Raw genomic sequence first — 15,205 nt, 5'->3', positions numbered from 1 at the left:
AAAGGTTAAGTTTGACCTTACTTTTCCTCGCAGCAGATCAAAATTATTCATGATGTGATTATAAATTATTTAACAGATAAATATGTTTAGTCATCCAAAATACACCGCAATTACCGTATCTGGGAAAATAGCCGTTGGAACCACCACGCTTGCAAAGAATTTAAGAGCGGCACTCGACTGGAAGTATCAAAATGCGGGCTCTATTCAGCGAGAGTTTGATCGTAAAGAAGGAAGAAACGATAATGAATCGGGAGCTGCTTCGCGTACCGACGAGCATGAGCGCAGCATCGAGGCAATGACCGAAAAATGCTCAAAGAAGAAAAAATATCATTTACGAAGCATGGCTTGCCGGATTTTTGGCACGAGATTTACCAAACGTTCTCAAGGTGCTAGTCGTCTGCTCCGAATATGCTGTTCGTGTAGACAGAGTGGTTAATCGAGAAAAATCACGGTCGATCAAGCCAAAGAATGGATGAAAAACAGAGAGGAAGAAAATATACCCACATGGCAAAGACTCTATGGGAATCATGACTTTTGGGATCCAAAATATTATGATGTCATAATTGACACCTACAAGACCGGCGCTAATGAATCGATGGGGATCGTGTTAGATAAACTCGGCTTCAAGCAAGCAAAGTAAGTTATAATGTCCTCATGCGATACTCTCAACTATTTGGTAAAACACTGAACGAAGCACCTAAAGATGCAACGACAGTAAATCATAAACTTCTCTCACAGGCCGGATATGTCGAACAGCTTATGGCTGGAGTTTACACTTATCTTCCTTTAGGTCTTCGCGTACTTCGCAATATCGAACAGGTCGTTCGCGAAGGAATGAACGAGCTCGGAGCAAACGAGATTCTCATGCCGATTCTTCACCCTAGCGCAAACTGGAAGCAAACAAAAGGTTGGGAGAATATTGATGTACTATTCAAACTTAAATCTCGCACTGATCGAGACTATGCGCTTGGCCAGAGTGAAGAAGAGGTCGTAACGCCACTCGCAAAATCACGCATCAACACCTATAAAAGATTTACCACTGGCAGCTTATCAGATTCACTGGAAGTATCGCGATGAGCTTCGATCAAAGTCAGGAATATTAAGAGGAATTGAGTTTCTCATGAAGGATCTCTACAGCTTTCATGAATCGCAGGAAGATTTCGATCTCTACTACCAGAAAATGAAGGAGGCTTATCTTAAAATTTTTACGAAACTTGGACTCACTGCTAAAGTGACCGAAGCATCAGGCGGAAGTTTTACACAGAAAATTTCATATGAATTTATGGTTCTTACCGATGCTGGTGAGGACGATATTTTATACTGTGAAAATTGTGATTTCTGCGTAAACGTGGAGATAGCCAAAGTGAATGAAGGAGACTCATGTCCTTCATGTAAAAAAACTGAGCTGAAAAAAGCTCGAGCATCTGAGGCGGGAAACGTTTTCGACCTTGGTCAAAAGTACTCGAAAGACTTTGACCTTACCTTTGCAAATAAAGAGGGTGTGAAACAATATCCTATCATGGGATGCTATGGTATCGGTATATCACGCGTAATGGGCATTATTGTTGAGAAGCATTTTGACGAAAAGGGTATTATCTGGCCAGAGAGTGTGGCGCCGTTTGCAGTCCACCTGGTAGGACTAGATCTTCAGGATGAACAGGTAAAAAAACGAGCTGATGAACTGTACGAGATACTTCGCACAACTCACGGAATATCTGTTTTGTTTGACGACCGCGTAGAGAAACGTGCGGGAGAGAAATTTGCCGATGCCGATCTCATAGGTATTCCTCACCGATTGGTTATCTCAAGAAAAACAGGAGAAAAATTAGAGTATAAATCTCGATCATCGAAAGATGCGGAACTACTCACGATCGAAGAACTCGTATCCAAAACCCACGCAAAATGAAGAGCATTGTTACTCACATCTCAGTTGATCTTGATGCCGCAACAAGCGTCTGGCTCATCAGACGTTACTTGCCCCAGTGGAATGAGGCAGAATTGAAATTTGTTTCTGCAGGAACGACGCTTGAGAATATGTCTCCCGATAGTAATCCGGATATTATTCATGTGGATACGGGTCTAGGCCAGTTTGACCATCATCATATAGAAGACCGCAACCTCTGTGCGGCGAAACTTGTCCTCAACTTTCTTTACCAAAACCACCATATTCTTGACACCGACTACGAAGCGTTAGAGCGTCTCATGAAGTTTGTGATCTTGGATGATAATTTTGCGGATGTCTACCTACCCAACCCAGATGATGATGTGTATGATTTTGGGCTTCATCGAATAATAGATGGACTCAAACGAAGTCTAAAAGATGACGTGGAACGTTGCGATGTAATTTTTAAGATGCTTGATGCATGCCTCATGGTCTTAAAGATGAAAATTCGTGCCGAAAAAGAGATTACTCAAGGATATACCTTCACCTCATCTTTCGGAAAATCGTTGGCTCTCGACTCTGAAAACGAGTCGGTAATTAAGCTCGCACTTAAGAAGGGATACGAGTTTGTGCTCTTGTTTTACAGCAACGATAATACCTACAGAATTAAAACATTACCTTCAAAAAAGTACGATCTTACGCCGTTATACGAAGCAATCAAAAAAGTGGACGGAAAGGCGACATGGTTTTTACATATTTCAAAAAATATGCTCCTCAACGGATCATCAAAGAGACCCGACTCCGTTCCTTCGTCCCTTCCGCTCAAATCCGTGATTGAAATAATCAAGAATCTAACGTAAAATAAGGTCATTACTTCACTGTCATCTCGAGCGCAAGCGAGAGATCTAGTTCCGCGGAAGCGGAACGCAGCGCTTCGCTAGATCCTTCGGCGGGCTCAGGATGACTCATTGAAAGGACGGTGTTTAATATGGTAGTAGTATCAAAACGAAAAGGAGAAACAAAAGACTCAATGTTCCGCAAATTTTCAAAGACTTTCTTTGAGGAAAACGTTGTTGAAGAGGTTCGAAAAAGACAGTATTACAAGAAGCCTTCTTTACAAAAGAAAGAGCATGAAAAAGAGCGACTCAAAAAGAGATTCAGCAAAAAGCGTCCTCTCAAAATGATTAAATGGTAAACATAATTACGTCATCGAGATATCGCATCAACAGAACTCGACTCAAAGGTACGGTCGAGCGTGTTTTGTTGGAAAATACCGCATCATCAAAACATCTGAATCTTGTTTTTATAGGGAAAACCAAGATGAAGTCGATAAGCTCTACTTATAAACATGAGGATGTTGCGCTTCCCGTGCTTTCCTTTCCCATTCGAGACAACTCGAATCCAGAGAAGGAGTTTATTGGTGAGGTCTTTATCTGTTACCCTCAGGCAATTCTTCTTGCCGCTGAGAGAAATAAGCGAGTTGATGACCTTATGACCGAACTGGTCGAACATGGAGTTAGGAATTTACTGAAGTAAATTCAGTCGAAAGTCCGTAAGGTACATAAAGTCAGTTATAATGTTGTCTTACAGACCTTATAGACTTTTGACTTTATAGACGGTAGACTACATTCATGTTTTATTTAAAGTATCGACCACAAACTCTAGACGAGATAGATAACTCGAATGTTCGCGATACAATCGCAAAACTCCTTTCCACAAAGAATGTTCCCCATGCTTTTCTTTTTGTCGGACAAAAAGGTACCGGCAAAACCTCCGTTGCACGCATCGTAGCAAAAGCGCTCAATAAATCGGAAGGTGAGAATTTTTCCTCAGATATCGTCGAGATGGACGCGGCCTCCAATCGAGGCATTGAGGAGGTAAAAAGCATTATAAAGGAAGCCTCCTATTTGCCAATGTCTAGCGCCTACCGCATCTTTATTATCGACGAGGCGCACATGATTACGAACGAAGCTTACAATGCCCTCTTGAAGACTCTCGAAGAACCACCAGCAACCGCAATATTTATTCTTGCCACTACTAATCTCGAAAAGGTGCCTAAAACCATCATTTCAAGATGTTCCATTGTGAACTTCGGAAGAGCTAAACAGGAAGATATCATTACGATGCTTGAGCGAATTGCGAAGCACGAAAAAATGAGCGTTGATAAAGACCTACTTGCACTAGTCGCACAAAACGCGGATTATTCCTTCCGAGACGCCGCAAAATTGTTTGAGGATCTTGTCATTCAAAAAAAACTGGTCGTCAAGAGGCTAGGGAATATTTAGGGCTGTTTAGTACTAAGAATCTTATCGATGTTATTCAGACATCACAACTTCCACAGACACTGGCATGGATTCAACGTTTTTCAAATGAGGGTGGCAATATAAAACATCTTATAGAAGCTTCCTTGAAGGATCTCCATTCTTTGATGCTTTCCAAGCATGGAATAAAACCAGACTCCGAACCAATAAAATCTGAGCTAACTATATCTCAGATTACGAATCTGATAAAGCTATTGACTGAGGCGCATAGAACCATTCAGTACTCACCAATAGAAGCATTACCCCTTGAGATTGCAATTTCAGAGTTCTATAATAATACTCATGTTTAACCCACTAAAAGGACTTGGAGACATCCATAAACTCCAAAAAATGCAACAAGAACTTCAGAAGCAGGAAGTTACGATTGAAAAAAATGGAATTACTGTAACGATGAGAGGCGATCAGAAGATTAAGGAGATCCAAGTTGATGGAGAAAAAGACAACCGGATTACCGATGCCATAAATGAGGCCGTAAAAAAAACTCAGGAACAGGCTGCACGAACATTAATGAGTATGAGTCAAGACGATAAGGAATAAATTAACCTATTTACTAATTCCTAATTAAACTAAACAACGCTCAATAATCAAATTTAAATGGGGTTTGGTTTTTTTTAGACCTGCCTGTTGGCAGACAGGAATTAGAATAATTAGAGCACTTAGAAATTTATGATCCTATTTTCAGGAACTGCCCATCCCAAACTCTCCAAAGAAGTTGCTCAACTACTTAAAATAAAACTTGGTAAAACAGAGATTATTCGCTTTGATAACTCTGAGGTACGCGTACGGATCTTAGAAAATGTTGAGAACAAACCCGTTGCTATTATTCAACCTACCTCTAACCCAACCAACCACTCCCTCATGCAGCTGTTCTTTTTCTGCGATGCTCTTAAAAGAGAAGGGGCAAAAGACATAACCGCAATTATTCCATACTTCGGATACGCTAGACAAAACATCCAACATAGAAAGGGTGAGGCAGTTTCTGCACATGTTGTCATTGATATGTTGGAACATGTTGGCTTCAGTCGCGTCGTTACATTTGACCTTCATGACGAGGGGTTGATGGGTGTTTTTTCAGTGCCGTTCGTGCACCTCACCGGTCTTACCGCAATGGCTGAACAAATTAGAAAAGACCACAAAGACATTTCCAAAGAAACAATCGCAGTAGTTTCGCCTGATCAGGGAGGCATTGAGAGAGCGCGAACGTTCGGAAAAGCGTTGTTTGGATCTGAGGACTTTGACTTGGTCATAATCGAGAAAAAACGCGACCAAGATCATAAACATCAAAGCACGGCGCTTGATATCTTCGGAGACGTAAAAGGTAAAACCGCTATCTTAATTGACGATATTGTAACCTCAGGGGGAACTCTTCTTCATGCTGCCGAACTCTGTCTTGATAGGGGAGCAAAGGAAGTATACGCCGCAATCACGCACCATGATTTTTCTGTTCACGCACCAGGAAGAATTCAGAACTCAAATCTGACCGCATTCTACACCACCAACACAATTCCGCTGAAGCCAGCTCAAAACTTCCCTAAGCTACGCGAGGTCTCCATCGCCTCCGTCATCGCCAAAGCCTTGAAATAAAAGCGTCGATCTTATAGAATCGCTCCATGCCAAAAGAAAAAAATCCCGAGAGACTAACTTACGAAGCAAACTGCAATGAAAAGAGGGCACACTTGTTTTTAGGGTTATTCGCTTTAAGCACTGCCGCTTCTATTGGCTCTTATGTTGTTGGCAATCTTGGTCTATATATTATTTCTACGCTAGCTACTGGTGCATCACCTGTAGCGGCATTTATTAGCGGAAAGGTAGCAGACAGTAAAGATGATAAAGCGCAATTTCTCACAAGGAAGAGTTGATACCAATTTGGTTTCTGAGGTTTTTCAAACATAGGAAAAAAACGAAGAAACCTCATAAGCTGATTAACTTCTTTTCCTAATACTAAATACGTTATACCGAATACTTGATACTTGCTTCTTGATTCGAATCAATATTCGTTTCGTCCTTCAAGGGCGCGTTTGAGGGTCATGTAGTCTGCGTACTCAAGATTTGATCCCATTGGTAGGCCGTAAGCCAACCGCGTTACTTTAAATTCTTTGTGCTTGAGCGTCTTCCGTTTAGCATTCTCGAGCTTAAGTTTTTCTTTAATATACATTGAGGTCGCCTCACCCTCCATATCAAGGTTGGTCGCTAGAACTACCTCGGTAATATCTACTCCTTTTACCCGCTCAAAAAGTGTATCAATGTGTAGATCGTCCGGACCAATGTTATTTAAAGGATCAATCTTACCGTGGAGTACATGATAAACTCCGTTGTAAATATTTCCAGTCTCAAAAGAAAGAAGATCGAGAACGTCCTCAACTACAGTGATCTGAGTTTTATCACGCTGGGGATTTTCACAGATTGAACAGCGATCAAACTCCGTAAGGTTCTTGCAATCAACGCAGAGTTTAGTCTTTTCCTTCAACTGAAGAATATTTTCGCTCAACTCTTTTAGCTCCTGTTGCGGAAGACGTAAAAAATAGAAGGCCAATCGATTTGCTGTCTTCTCGCCAATACCTGGGAGTCTCTGAAGAAAGTATGCAATATGTTTGAGATTAGATGGTAGACCGGCCATAATTTTTTAAGTTTACTGGTTTGGAAAGTTAAAAGGTTTAAAAAGTTTGTTAATTTGTTAACCCGTTAACTGGATAACTCACACAACCCTCAAACAAACCTTCCAACCTTCAACCTTCGTAACTTTTAAACCTGTATAACTTCCACAACAACGAGTGGCTTACGACCTTTTGACTCTAAAAACAATTGCTCAAGCTTGTCCGCAATCTCTTTTTTAAGATTGCTCGAGCTTGGAGACAGACCTTCCTTTGATTTAAGTACAGCTTCTATCATTGTTGTGGCTTCATTCATTAATTGCTCTTCACGTTTTTCGAAAACGAATCCACGACTAATAATGCTTGGCTTTGTAAGAAGCTGATTATTCTTATCCAAAAGAACCAGTGCAACTACCATGCCATCCGTTGAGATTATCTGTCTATCTCGCAGTATGACACTTCCAACATCTCCGACTCCGTAGGCATCTACATAGATTGTTTTTGTTGGGATATTTTGTCCTTTTCTCGCGATACCTTTTTCAAAAATTACAGTGTCACCCTCATCTAGTAGAAGGATGTTTTCTTTTTTATAGCCCATATCGGAGATAAGATTTTGATACCCTCTCTGATGTCTGATCGTACCCCCAATTGGGATGAAATACTTAGGATCAACAAATCTCGCAAGAAACTTAATGTCTTCCTGATTACCGTGTCCTGAAGCATGCAACTGCTCCTGTACGTCTGGATAAATGACGTCTGCTCCAAGCAAAACCAAGTCTTCAATTATTCCATAGACTTCATTCTCATTTCCTGGAATTGGATCTGACGAGAAAACCACCGCATCTCCTGGCTTAACCTGTATAAATTTGTGTTGTTTTGATGCGAGCTTTGCAAGAGCCGAGTTGTACTGTCCTTGTGACCCTGCAACTATTAAACAGACTTTATTAGGAGCTAATCTCATTACCTGATCATCTTTAATAAGTAGATCTCTTAGCTCTGGAAGATATCCGATCTCTGCGGCCATAGCGGTGTTATCACGCATTGAACGCCCCATAAAAGCAACCTTTCGATTGAATTTTTTGGCCGCTTCTACGCACTGCCTGATTCTTGAGATGTTTGAGGAGAAGGTACTCATGATGAACTTACCCTTCGTCTTTCTCATCTGATCCTCAAAAGTCTGTCCAACTATATTTTCAGACAGTGTAAGCCCCTCTCGATCACTTCCAAGACAGTCGGACATCAAGCACATCGCGCCCTCATGTCCAAACTGAGTTATTTTGTAAAAATCAGGCGGTGAACCATATGGTGGAGTTAGATCAAGTTTAAAATCGCTTCCATGATAAATATTTCCCGCTGGTGTTCGAAGAAGAATATGTGTCGTGTCTGGAATTGAGTGAGTCATTCTTACAAACTCTGCTGTAATGCCTCCAAATTTATACCTTTGGTCAAAATCAACCAAATTAATTTTTGGTTCCTGACCAGTTTCCTTAAATTTATTTTTGATAAAGGCTGAGGTTAATTTGCTCGCGTACATTGGGGGTTCGCCTAAGTCGGTATAGTAGTAGGGTAGAGCAGAGATATGATCCTCATGACCATGACTCAATAAAATCGCTCTAATTTTTCCCAACTTATCTTTCAGGTATGAAATGTCTGGAATTACGAAGTCTACTCCAAGAGCCTTATCCTGTGGAAATCCAATACCACAGTCAACTATCACTATGTCTTGCAGCTCCTCGCCTCTATAGAGCTCGTACAGATACATGTTTTTTGTAACGCCTATGATGCCACCTAAAGAAACGAATCGAAGTTTGTATGTAGAGTCCATTCGAGGTGAGTTAGTTGAAGACACTTGTGGTGAGTTTGCCGAATCCATGAAATTATTTTATCACAACCCTCACTGCTATAATATAGCATGCCGAAAAAAACAATTCCAACTAAACCAGTAATAATGAAGAAACTTAAAGAAGTAAACGACCCAGAGCTCAATATCTCTATCGTAGACCTTGGTCTTGTTTACAAGGTTGAGGTAAATAAAGGTGTGGTAGTTATTACGATGACGCTAACAACAATCGGCTGCCCGCTTTATTCCCTTATAGAGCAGGAGATATATAATAAGCTTCATACGATCGGTCTTTCCAATGTTAAGATTATGCTCACCTTCGATCCTCCATGGACCATGGAAAAGATGTCCGAGAAAGCAAAGGCAAAGTTGGGTATTATCTAATTAACGGTATGAAAAAACAAAAAATATCAAGAGTTATGGATACGCTTGAGACACTGGGGGAAATTCCCAAGAGAGCGGTGACAGATACCCTGAGAACCTTCAATCCTCTAGAGGCACTTAACGCCTCGGCAACTCCGCAGATCGAGTCAGTGGGATCAACTGAAAAACAACCTTCAACAGATCATACTCCTCTTAACGTTGAAAAAGTAAAGGGCGAACATGATGTTGCTACGTTAAGTCAGGTAAAGGAGACGGATGACCAAAAAAAACTGAGAGAACTCAGGAGTCGTTTGTTTTATAGAGTAAAAGGAGATGAGGATAAAGCTATTAAACGTGAAGCACAAGCGGAACAACAAGAAAAAGAAACTGAAGAGCAGCAAAAGCAAGAAGATATAAAAAGAAGATTAGCCGCCAGACAAAACTCAGACGCTCCACAAGGAAAAGAGGCGAGAGGAGGCCTCTTCGCAAAAAAGAAAAAGAGAACTTCAAACGCAATTTCTGAGAATTATGCTGAAATGCGCGGTAGTGGCAAGCACTGAGCAATGTTAACGTAGCCGAGTCAGACTCGGAATGCATTAAGCGGTTTGACTCAATCCTGGACGAACGTAGATAGTGTTCAACGTTGGAGCACTAGGAGATCGCATTCCACCCTCAGAACCATTTTCAGCTCCACTTAATTTGCTTGGTAGATCAACAAGCCAGTCGGTCATATCGTGCGTTCTATCCACAACCGTATGGACAACTCCCTCCAAAACCTCCGTTGTGCCCTCAGGTGCGACGGCAGATCCCACGACCACACTTGCCGTTACTGCGGCCAAACCTCTTAAAATAGTTTCAGCTTTTATCATATTAATTAAGACGCCATTATACAACATCCGTGGCTCTTAATCAAACTATAAAGTAAAATATAGCCATTCACGGGGTGTAGTTCATCGGTAGAATGCTCGGTTCGGGACCGAGTGGCAGTGGGTTCAATTCCCACCACCCCGACTCAAGGGTTTCCCGACGAATTTCATTCGTGCGGGATCCCGTATGAAAACTATCATCGGGACAATTCCCGGCACCCCGACCCTTCGACTCGTCGCTTGAAATTGTCCACTTGCATTATATTTTCTACTACTCCTATAATGCACACAAACATTAATGAAAGAAGGAGAGAGAATCGATCAACTACCAGGATTTATTAATCCTTTCGAAAGCTCTCCATATTTCTTACCGTTTATCGATCGTGTACAAGGTCTACTCCAAACCTATACTCCGGACTCTGCTCGCGATTTCATGGAAAGCTTTACCGGATGTCTGTTTGAAGAGCTTGCTTTTGTTGGCTTGCTACCAAACGTTTCATCACATGATCGTCTCCTGAGTCCCCAAGAAACAATTGACTACTTTTCCTTACTCTATCCCGAAATGTCGTTGAGACAAATACGGCTGCAGGTTACTCTCGCTCAGGCGTACGTTCCTGACGGTCTGCTTTTTGGTAAAGATGGCAAAGTAAAAAAAATATTAGAGTACTCAGCTCAAGGGAAAGACAATGAGCTAGTTAAATATATGCAAAGAAAAGTCGGACTTGTAAATAATCTTCGACATCGTCATCCAGAAATTTTTCATGGAGCTGAGGTTGTTGTAATGTTTCCACAAGACGTTCACCGTTCCGTTCTTCATGAGGGCAAAAAGCCCGAAGGAGTAATTCTTCAGCCAGTTCCGATAACAACTCATCATGTACATCAATACGCCAAGCAACTCGCAAGACACCACTTCCATGAAGCCCTACACCCACATGCTCCGCACGCGTAATGATACAATGTAAATAATGAAACTCTACAATACCCTCAGCAAATCAATCGAAGAACTCACTCCCCTTAATCCACCCTTCATTACTCTCTATACCTGTGGCCCTACCGTATATGACTTTACACACATTGGTCACATGCGAACTTACGTAAATAACGACACATTGAAAAGAGCTCTGATCTATGCGGGATATAAAGTAAATCACGTTATGAATGTTACAGATGTCGGACATCTAACAGGGGACACCGATGAGGGCGAGGATAAGCTGGAAAAAGGCGCTAAGAAATCTGGAAAAACTGTATGGGAGGTGGCAAATTTCTATGCGGACAACTTCTTTCAGACAATGACTGCGCTTAACGTACTTTCCGCAACCAACACATGTAAAGCCACCGATCATATAGAGGATATGCTTCAATTAATTAAAGAATTGAAACAGAAAGGATTTACATATGAAACGAAAGAAGCTGTGTATTTTGACATTTCAAAATTCCCTAACTACGGAAAACTCTCAAGACAAAAACTTGAAGATAAAATACAAAAAGCAAGAGATGAAGTTAACATAGATCCAGAAAAAAAACATCCAGCCGACTTTGCGCTATGGTTCAAATGCGTGGGACGATTTAAAGACCATGAAATGAACTGGGACTCTCCGTATGGGAAAGGTTTCCCCGGTTGGCACATAGAGTGCTCTGCAATGAGTATGAAGTATCTAGGAGAGACTATCGACATTCACACTGGAGGAATTGATCATATTGCCGTGCATCATGAAAATGAGATTGCTCAGTCAGAAGCGGCTACAGGAAAACCATTTGTAAAGATTTGGATTCATAATGCGTTTTTACTCGTTGACGGTACGAAGATGAGCAAATCGCTAAATAACTTTTACACAATCGAGGATGTGCATAAACATAGCGTAAATCCCTTAGCTCTACGTGTCTTATTTTTACAGACCCATTATCGCCAAGAAATGAACTTCACTTGGGATTCGGTTAACGCGGCACAAATAGCGCTAAAAAAACTTCAGGAGCAAGTTCAAGTGCTACGAAACCAGACGAGAAGACAGACTCTATCTGAGGATAAGTTAAAACAGGTAGATGAGTATCGCTCGCAGTTTAAGAATTCTCTAGAAAACGACCTACAAACACCTCAAGCTGTTGCGACTGTGTGGTCAATGCTCAAATCGAATATTCCTTCAGAGGACAAACTTGATCTACTATATGAGTTTGATGAAGTCCTTGGACTGCAGCTTCGTAATGTTTCTGAAGAAATCGTTCCACAAGAAGTTCAAGATAAAGTAACACAAAGGGAGAAAGCAAAACAAGATAAAGACTTTGCAAAATCCGATGAACTACGAAAGCAGATCGACTCAATGGGATACCTTGTTGAAGATGGAAAAGAAGGAACTAAAGTGAAGAAAAAATAGTCAGATTGATAATAACTCTAAATTGTATATAATATGATCTCAATGACAAATCAACGTTTTTCATTTATTGGATTCCTTACTCATCTCGCCTGATGGCGGGAACTAAGGGTTAATAGAGAAAAACCTGTTTAAGTTTCCCGCCGAACAGGCGGGTTTTTTTATTGATTAATATTTTTTTATGAGTATCTCAGAAATAGCTAGACACCATCCCGAGCATCCCAATACTCAAGGTGAGAGAATAAGACAATTTGATGTAGTTTGCTCGTCAAACGTTATGAATTCTTTCTTGGGCTACGCCCACATGACCCCAGGTCCAGAAGCCGACGCTAAACTGCGCAAAATTCTTAAAAAAACTAGGGCTGTAAGCCCACATGATGTTCCCAAGCATCTTAAAACTCGTAAGGGAGTGCAGCCCCAATTTTTTGCACATCCTTTTAAACCTGGGATTGTCTATATGGGCTGGGAAGAACGTGGAGTGAGATATTTCGACAAGGTAATAATTTACGACAAAGAGGGTCGTCCTGGTTACAGGCAAAGTTGAATATGGTAGAAAAAAGTGAACATAAACAACCTGAGTGGAAAACGAAAGTATCTCCTCTTTTAATTCCCAGAGACGATGATGGATTCCCAATTCCGCAGCCTCCCAAACCGGATAGCATTTCTATAAACGGAAGAGAAATACCGCTTATCGATTATAAAGCCGTCACAGAGTGAAAAAAATAATTTACCAAGGAGCTGCGGGAGCATATAGTCATACAACCGGAGTCAATTATTTTGGAAGTAAGAATACTTTCATTGGTACGCATCACTTTAAGGATATTTTTGAGGAAGTCAAAAATGGTAGAGCCGACTTTGGCATTGTTCCTATTGAGAATACACTAGCTGGATCCGTTTATGAGAACTACGACCATTTATTTCATTACGATCTTAAAATAATCGCAGAGTATAAATTACAGATCCATCATAACCTTCTTGGAATACGTGGTAGTACTGCCGAAATGATCAAGAAGGCGTACTCTCATCCAAAAGCCCTTGAACAATGTAATCTATTCTTCGAATCGCATCCAGAGATTGAAGAGGTTGTGTCCTACGATACGGCTGGAGCTGCGGAAATGATCTCGAATTCAGGGGACAAATCCCTTGCAGCAATAGCAAGTCTAGATGCTGCGCAGATATATGGCCTAGATATTCTGAAGAAGAACATTGGAGATGATCAAAATAACTGGACTCGATTTTTTATACTAACCAGAAAGGACCATGAGATCGATATTTACCAGACTAATAAGGCTTCGCTCATATTCTCTACATCTCATAAACCCGGGTCTCTGTTTCGGGCTATGCAGACATTTGCAGATCATCGTATCAATCTCACGAAGTTAGAGTCGCGACCACTTCCAAAGCATCCGTTTGAGTATTTTTTTTATGTCGATTTTGAATTTGATCCTGCTCATCGCGGTTCTGTAGACGCAACGCTTTTAGATCTAAAGACTGAAGTGCATTTTCTCAAAATATTAGGAATTTATAAAAAAGATACCCATGGTAGAACGGAGAGTTGATGTCGCGCAACAACGCTGGAACTACGAATTTCGAGATCCGAACGCCTCTACAGAAGCACTTATACGGCTTGAAGTGCCAAAAATAGAAGTACCTCGTAAATGTCTTTATGGCATTCAGACAATAGAGGAGTATGAAGTAAAAAAAAGGAGAAGAATAGAGCGTCATTATAATGGCCTAACACAAGAGGATAAAATGAAATTATTGCACGAGAATCCTACTCATGCTGTTGCGATACCATTTAGTCCATACAATGAAACTCTTTGGAGCGAACTTGTCGAGGATCAAATGTATCACCTAGCCTTGCTCGATGGCCATCACCGAAGTCGCTACGTAAGAGGAGTAACTCGAATACCAACCTTAGTTATGACAGTAGATGAAGCTGTTGAGGTCTACTATAAACGATATCATCTTCAAGCAGAGGGATTGGTCTCTCAGATAGTAAGAGAAATGAATGAGGCACTTTCTTCATTCGTTCGAGTCAAAGAATCTCTTGTTCCGTGCCCGGTATATGTATTCGCTCACGATGGGCATAAAGAAGTTGGCCTTGCACTTCAATCTGGGAGAAGAACCAAAATTACTTCCGCTCGAAGAATAGAGTGACTGAGGAAGTAACAATGTCAGAACCCTCTTCAAAAACAGGAGCCTCGACCGCCTTTGCCGATGCATCCATAGCCGATAAACCTCTTGAGTAATCGTAGTAAGGCCCAGCTCCCGACTCAACCATGTTCGTGACCTTACCAAGCTTGATACCGAGTTCCTTCGCAAGTTTCTGAGCCTGTCCTTTTGCATCCAAAATTGCTAAAGATCTAGCTTTCTGCTGATAAATGCTCCTGTCATCGATCGTGAATCTGGGACCCGAAACATTTGTCCCACCGGCCTCAGTTACCTTTTGAATGACCTGAGATACGACGTCTTTATTTCTCACCTTCATAGTAATTGTAACGCTGCCGTTGTAACCCGAGATCTTTGAACTGGCTCTAACTGCTTCCGTTGACTCCACCGCTGGTTGTGCCGAACCTTTCAGAATTAATGGTTGAATTGTTGTAGTGGAATATTCAGGATATATGTTAAAGCTACTTGTCTCAATATCTTTTTTCTCAACTCCAAGTAACTTAACCGTTGTAATAATCTTATTATTAACGGATGTAATTTGGGACTTAGCGCTTTCTGCAGAAGAAGCATTGCTAACAGTTACTCCAGCGTCAATAACCGCAACATCTGGAATTACCGTTACCTTACCCGTACCCATCACAGTAAACTCTGCCGACTCGCTCGTATTAACCACTCTAATATTTATAGGATAGGCTATATTAAAAATCTTTACTAAAACAAGCAGTACAAAAACTCCAAGTAGCGCCTTTAAAAGTGTGTTATTCATATATATACATATTACAACATATCCCGATTTAAATCGAG

The 15,205-nt window shown here is 41.1% G+C and carries 24 protein-coding genes and 1 tRNA gene; 21 read left to right on the top strand and 4 right to left on the bottom strand.

The genetic code is table 11. The features are described from left to right. The first annotated feature begins 82 nt into the window (after window positions 1-82). The 12 genes from IPH70_01845 to IPH70_01790 all read left to right on the top strand — a co-directional run bounded on the left by IPH70_01845 (window position 83) and on the right by IPH70_01790 (window position 6,062). Entirely contained in the window at window positions 83-436 is a 354-nt protein-coding gene (locus IPH70_01845; protein QQR64247.1) for a hypothetical protein, read from the top strand. A gap of 36 nt (window positions 437-472) precedes the next feature. Continuing rightward, window positions 473-640 carry a hypothetical protein gene (locus tag IPH70_01840; protein QQR64246.1) on the top strand — a complete coding sequence of 56 codons (168 nt, stop codon included), beginning with the start codon at window positions 473-475 and terminating at the stop codon, window positions 638-640. Window positions 641-654: 14 nt separating this feature from the next. Continuing rightward, a complete protein-coding gene (locus IPH70_01835; GenBank protein ID QQR64245.1) occupies window positions 655-1,077 on the top strand; it encodes a hypothetical protein in 423 nt (140 codons plus the stop codon). Window positions 1,078-1,120: 43 nt separating this feature from the next. Beyond that, window positions 1,121-1,906 carry a hypothetical protein gene (locus IPH70_01830; protein QQR64244.1) on the top strand — a complete coding sequence of 262 codons (786 nt, stop codon included), beginning with the start codon at window positions 1,121-1,123 and terminating at the stop codon, window positions 1,904-1,906. Further along, window positions 1,903-2,742 carry a chromate resistance protein gene (locus IPH70_01825; GenBank protein ID QQR64243.1) on the top strand — a complete coding sequence of 280 codons (840 nt, stop codon included), beginning with the start codon at window positions 1,903-1,905 and terminating at the stop codon, window positions 2,740-2,742. The genes IPH70_01830 and IPH70_01825 overlap by 4 nt, the downstream gene beginning before the upstream one ends. A 128-nt stretch (window positions 2,743-2,870) precedes the next feature. Then, the gene (rpsU, locus tag IPH70_01820) at window positions 2,871-3,077 is read left to right on the top strand and encodes a 30S ribosomal protein S21 (GenBank protein ID QQR64242.1); all 207 of its coding nucleotides are present in this window, start codon (window positions 2,871-2,873) and stop codon (window positions 3,075-3,077) included. Further along, a complete protein-coding gene (locus tag IPH70_01815; protein ID QQR64241.1) occupies window positions 3,071-3,418 on the top strand; it encodes an rRNA maturation RNAse YbeY in 348 nt (115 codons plus the stop codon). Before rpsU ends, IPH70_01815 begins: the two co-directional genes overlap by 7 nt. 95 nt (window positions 3,419-3,513) lie before the next feature. Beyond that, entirely contained in the window at window positions 3,514-4,167 is a 654-nt protein-coding gene (gene dnaX, locus IPH70_01810) for a DNA polymerase III subunit gamma/tau (GenBank protein ID QQR64240.1), read from the top strand. Between the two features lie 122 nt (window positions 4,168-4,289). Beyond that, window positions 4,290-4,493 carry a hypothetical protein gene (locus IPH70_01805; GenBank protein ID QQR64239.1) on the top strand — a complete coding sequence of 68 codons (204 nt, stop codon included), beginning with the start codon at window positions 4,290-4,292 and terminating at the stop codon, window positions 4,491-4,493. Then, window positions 4,486-4,740, top strand: a complete 255-nt coding sequence (locus IPH70_01800) for a YbaB/EbfC family nucleoid-associated protein (protein QQR64238.1) — start codon at window positions 4,486-4,488, stop codon at window positions 4,738-4,740. The genes IPH70_01805 and IPH70_01800 overlap by 8 nt, the downstream gene beginning before the upstream one ends. Before the next feature lie 129 nt (window positions 4,741-4,869). Next, window positions 4,870-5,787, top strand: coding sequence for a ribose-phosphate pyrophosphokinase (locus tag IPH70_01795; protein ID QQR64237.1), 918 nt, complete (start codon window positions 4,870-4,872; stop codon window positions 5,785-5,787). A 26-nt stretch (window positions 5,788-5,813) separates the two neighbouring features. Further along, complete coding sequence (locus IPH70_01790; protein QQR64236.1) at window positions 5,814-6,062, top strand: hypothetical protein; 249 nt, start codon at window positions 5,814-5,816, stop codon at window positions 6,060-6,062. A 128-nt stretch (window positions 6,063-6,190) separates the two neighbouring features. Here IPH70_01790 and recR read toward each other — a convergent pair whose 3' ends face one another. Then, window positions 6,191-6,820, bottom strand: coding sequence for a recombination protein RecR (recR, locus tag IPH70_01785; GenBank protein ID QQR64235.1), 630 nt, complete (start codon window positions 6,818-6,820; stop codon window positions 6,191-6,193). A gap of 125 nt (window positions 6,821-6,945) precedes the next feature. Next, window positions 6,946-8,667 carry a ribonuclease J gene (locus IPH70_01780; protein QQR64234.1) on the bottom strand — a complete coding sequence of 574 codons (1,722 nt, stop codon included), beginning with the start codon at window positions 8,665-8,667 and terminating at the stop codon, window positions 6,946-6,948. Window positions 8,668-8,706: 39 nt separating this feature from the next. On the opposite strand from IPH70_01780, the gene IPH70_01775 reads away from it, so the two are divergent. Both IPH70_01775 and IPH70_01770 read left to right on the top strand, forming a co-directional pair. Next, entirely contained in the window at window positions 8,707-9,018 is a 312-nt protein-coding gene (locus IPH70_01775; GenBank protein QQR64233.1) for a metal-sulfur cluster assembly factor, read from the top strand. 8 nt (window positions 9,019-9,026) lie between these two features. Continuing rightward, window positions 9,027-9,557, top strand: a complete 531-nt coding sequence (locus IPH70_01770) for a hypothetical protein (GenBank protein ID QQR64232.1) — start codon at window positions 9,027-9,029, stop codon at window positions 9,555-9,557. A 36-nt stretch (window positions 9,558-9,593) separates the two neighbouring features. Here IPH70_01770 and IPH70_01765 read toward each other — a convergent pair whose 3' ends face one another. Beyond that, window positions 9,594-9,866 (bottom strand): hypothetical protein, encoded by a 273-nt coding sequence (locus IPH70_01765; protein ID QQR64231.1) that lies wholly within the window; start codon window positions 9,864-9,866, stop codon window positions 9,594-9,596. Window positions 9,867-9,936: 70 nt separating this feature from the next. On the opposite strand from IPH70_01765, the gene IPH70_01760 reads away from it, so the two are divergent. The 7 genes from IPH70_01760 (at window position 9,937) to IPH70_01730 (ending at window position 14,389) form a co-directional block, all read left to right on the top strand. Beyond that, window positions 9,937-10,008: transfer RNA gene (locus IPH70_01760), tRNA-Pro, on the top strand. A gap of 153 nt (window positions 10,009-10,161) precedes the next feature. Then, window positions 10,162-10,812 carry a hypothetical protein gene (locus IPH70_01755; protein QQR64230.1) on the top strand — a complete coding sequence of 217 codons (651 nt, stop codon included), beginning with the start codon at window positions 10,162-10,164 and terminating at the stop codon, window positions 10,810-10,812. A 16-nt stretch (window positions 10,813-10,828) separates the two neighbouring features. Continuing rightward, entirely contained in the window at window positions 10,829-12,232 is a 1,404-nt protein-coding gene (locus IPH70_01750; GenBank protein ID QQR64229.1) for a cysteine--tRNA ligase, read from the top strand. A gap of 178 nt (window positions 12,233-12,410) precedes the next feature. Beyond that, window positions 12,411-12,773 carry a hypothetical protein gene (locus IPH70_01745; protein ID QQR64228.1) on the top strand — a complete coding sequence of 121 codons (363 nt, stop codon included), beginning with the start codon at window positions 12,411-12,413 and terminating at the stop codon, window positions 12,771-12,773. A gap of 2 nt (window positions 12,774-12,775) precedes the next feature. After that, window positions 12,776-12,946 carry a hypothetical protein gene (locus tag IPH70_01740; GenBank protein QQR64227.1) on the top strand — a complete coding sequence of 57 codons (171 nt, stop codon included), beginning with the start codon at window positions 12,776-12,778 and terminating at the stop codon, window positions 12,944-12,946. Continuing rightward, window positions 12,943-13,788 (top strand): prephenate dehydratase, encoded by an 846-nt coding sequence (pheA, locus tag IPH70_01735; protein QQR64226.1) that lies wholly within the window; start codon window positions 12,943-12,945, stop codon window positions 13,786-13,788. Before IPH70_01740 ends, pheA begins: the two co-directional genes overlap by 4 nt. Further along, window positions 13,769-14,389 (top strand): hypothetical protein, encoded by a 621-nt coding sequence (locus IPH70_01730; GenBank protein ID QQR64225.1) that lies wholly within the window; start codon window positions 13,769-13,771, stop codon window positions 14,387-14,389. Before pheA ends, IPH70_01730 begins: the two co-directional genes overlap by 20 nt. On the opposite strand, the gene IPH70_01725 is transcribed toward IPH70_01730, so the two are convergent. Next, window positions 14,364-15,167 carry an SIMPL domain-containing protein gene (locus tag IPH70_01725; GenBank protein QQR64224.1) on the bottom strand — a complete coding sequence of 268 codons (804 nt, stop codon included), beginning with the start codon at window positions 15,165-15,167 and terminating at the stop codon, window positions 14,364-14,366. The two genes, IPH70_01730 and IPH70_01725, sit on opposite strands and share 26 nt — an antisense overlap. Window positions 15,168-15,205: the final 38 nt, after the last annotated feature.

It is taken from the genome of Candidatus Roizmanbacteria bacterium, assembly GCA_016699265.1.
GTDB lineage: Bacteria > Patescibacteriota > Microgenomatia > UBA1406 > GWC2-37-13 > CAZLQR01.
This window is presented reverse-complemented; position numbering and strand designations above follow the sequence as displayed.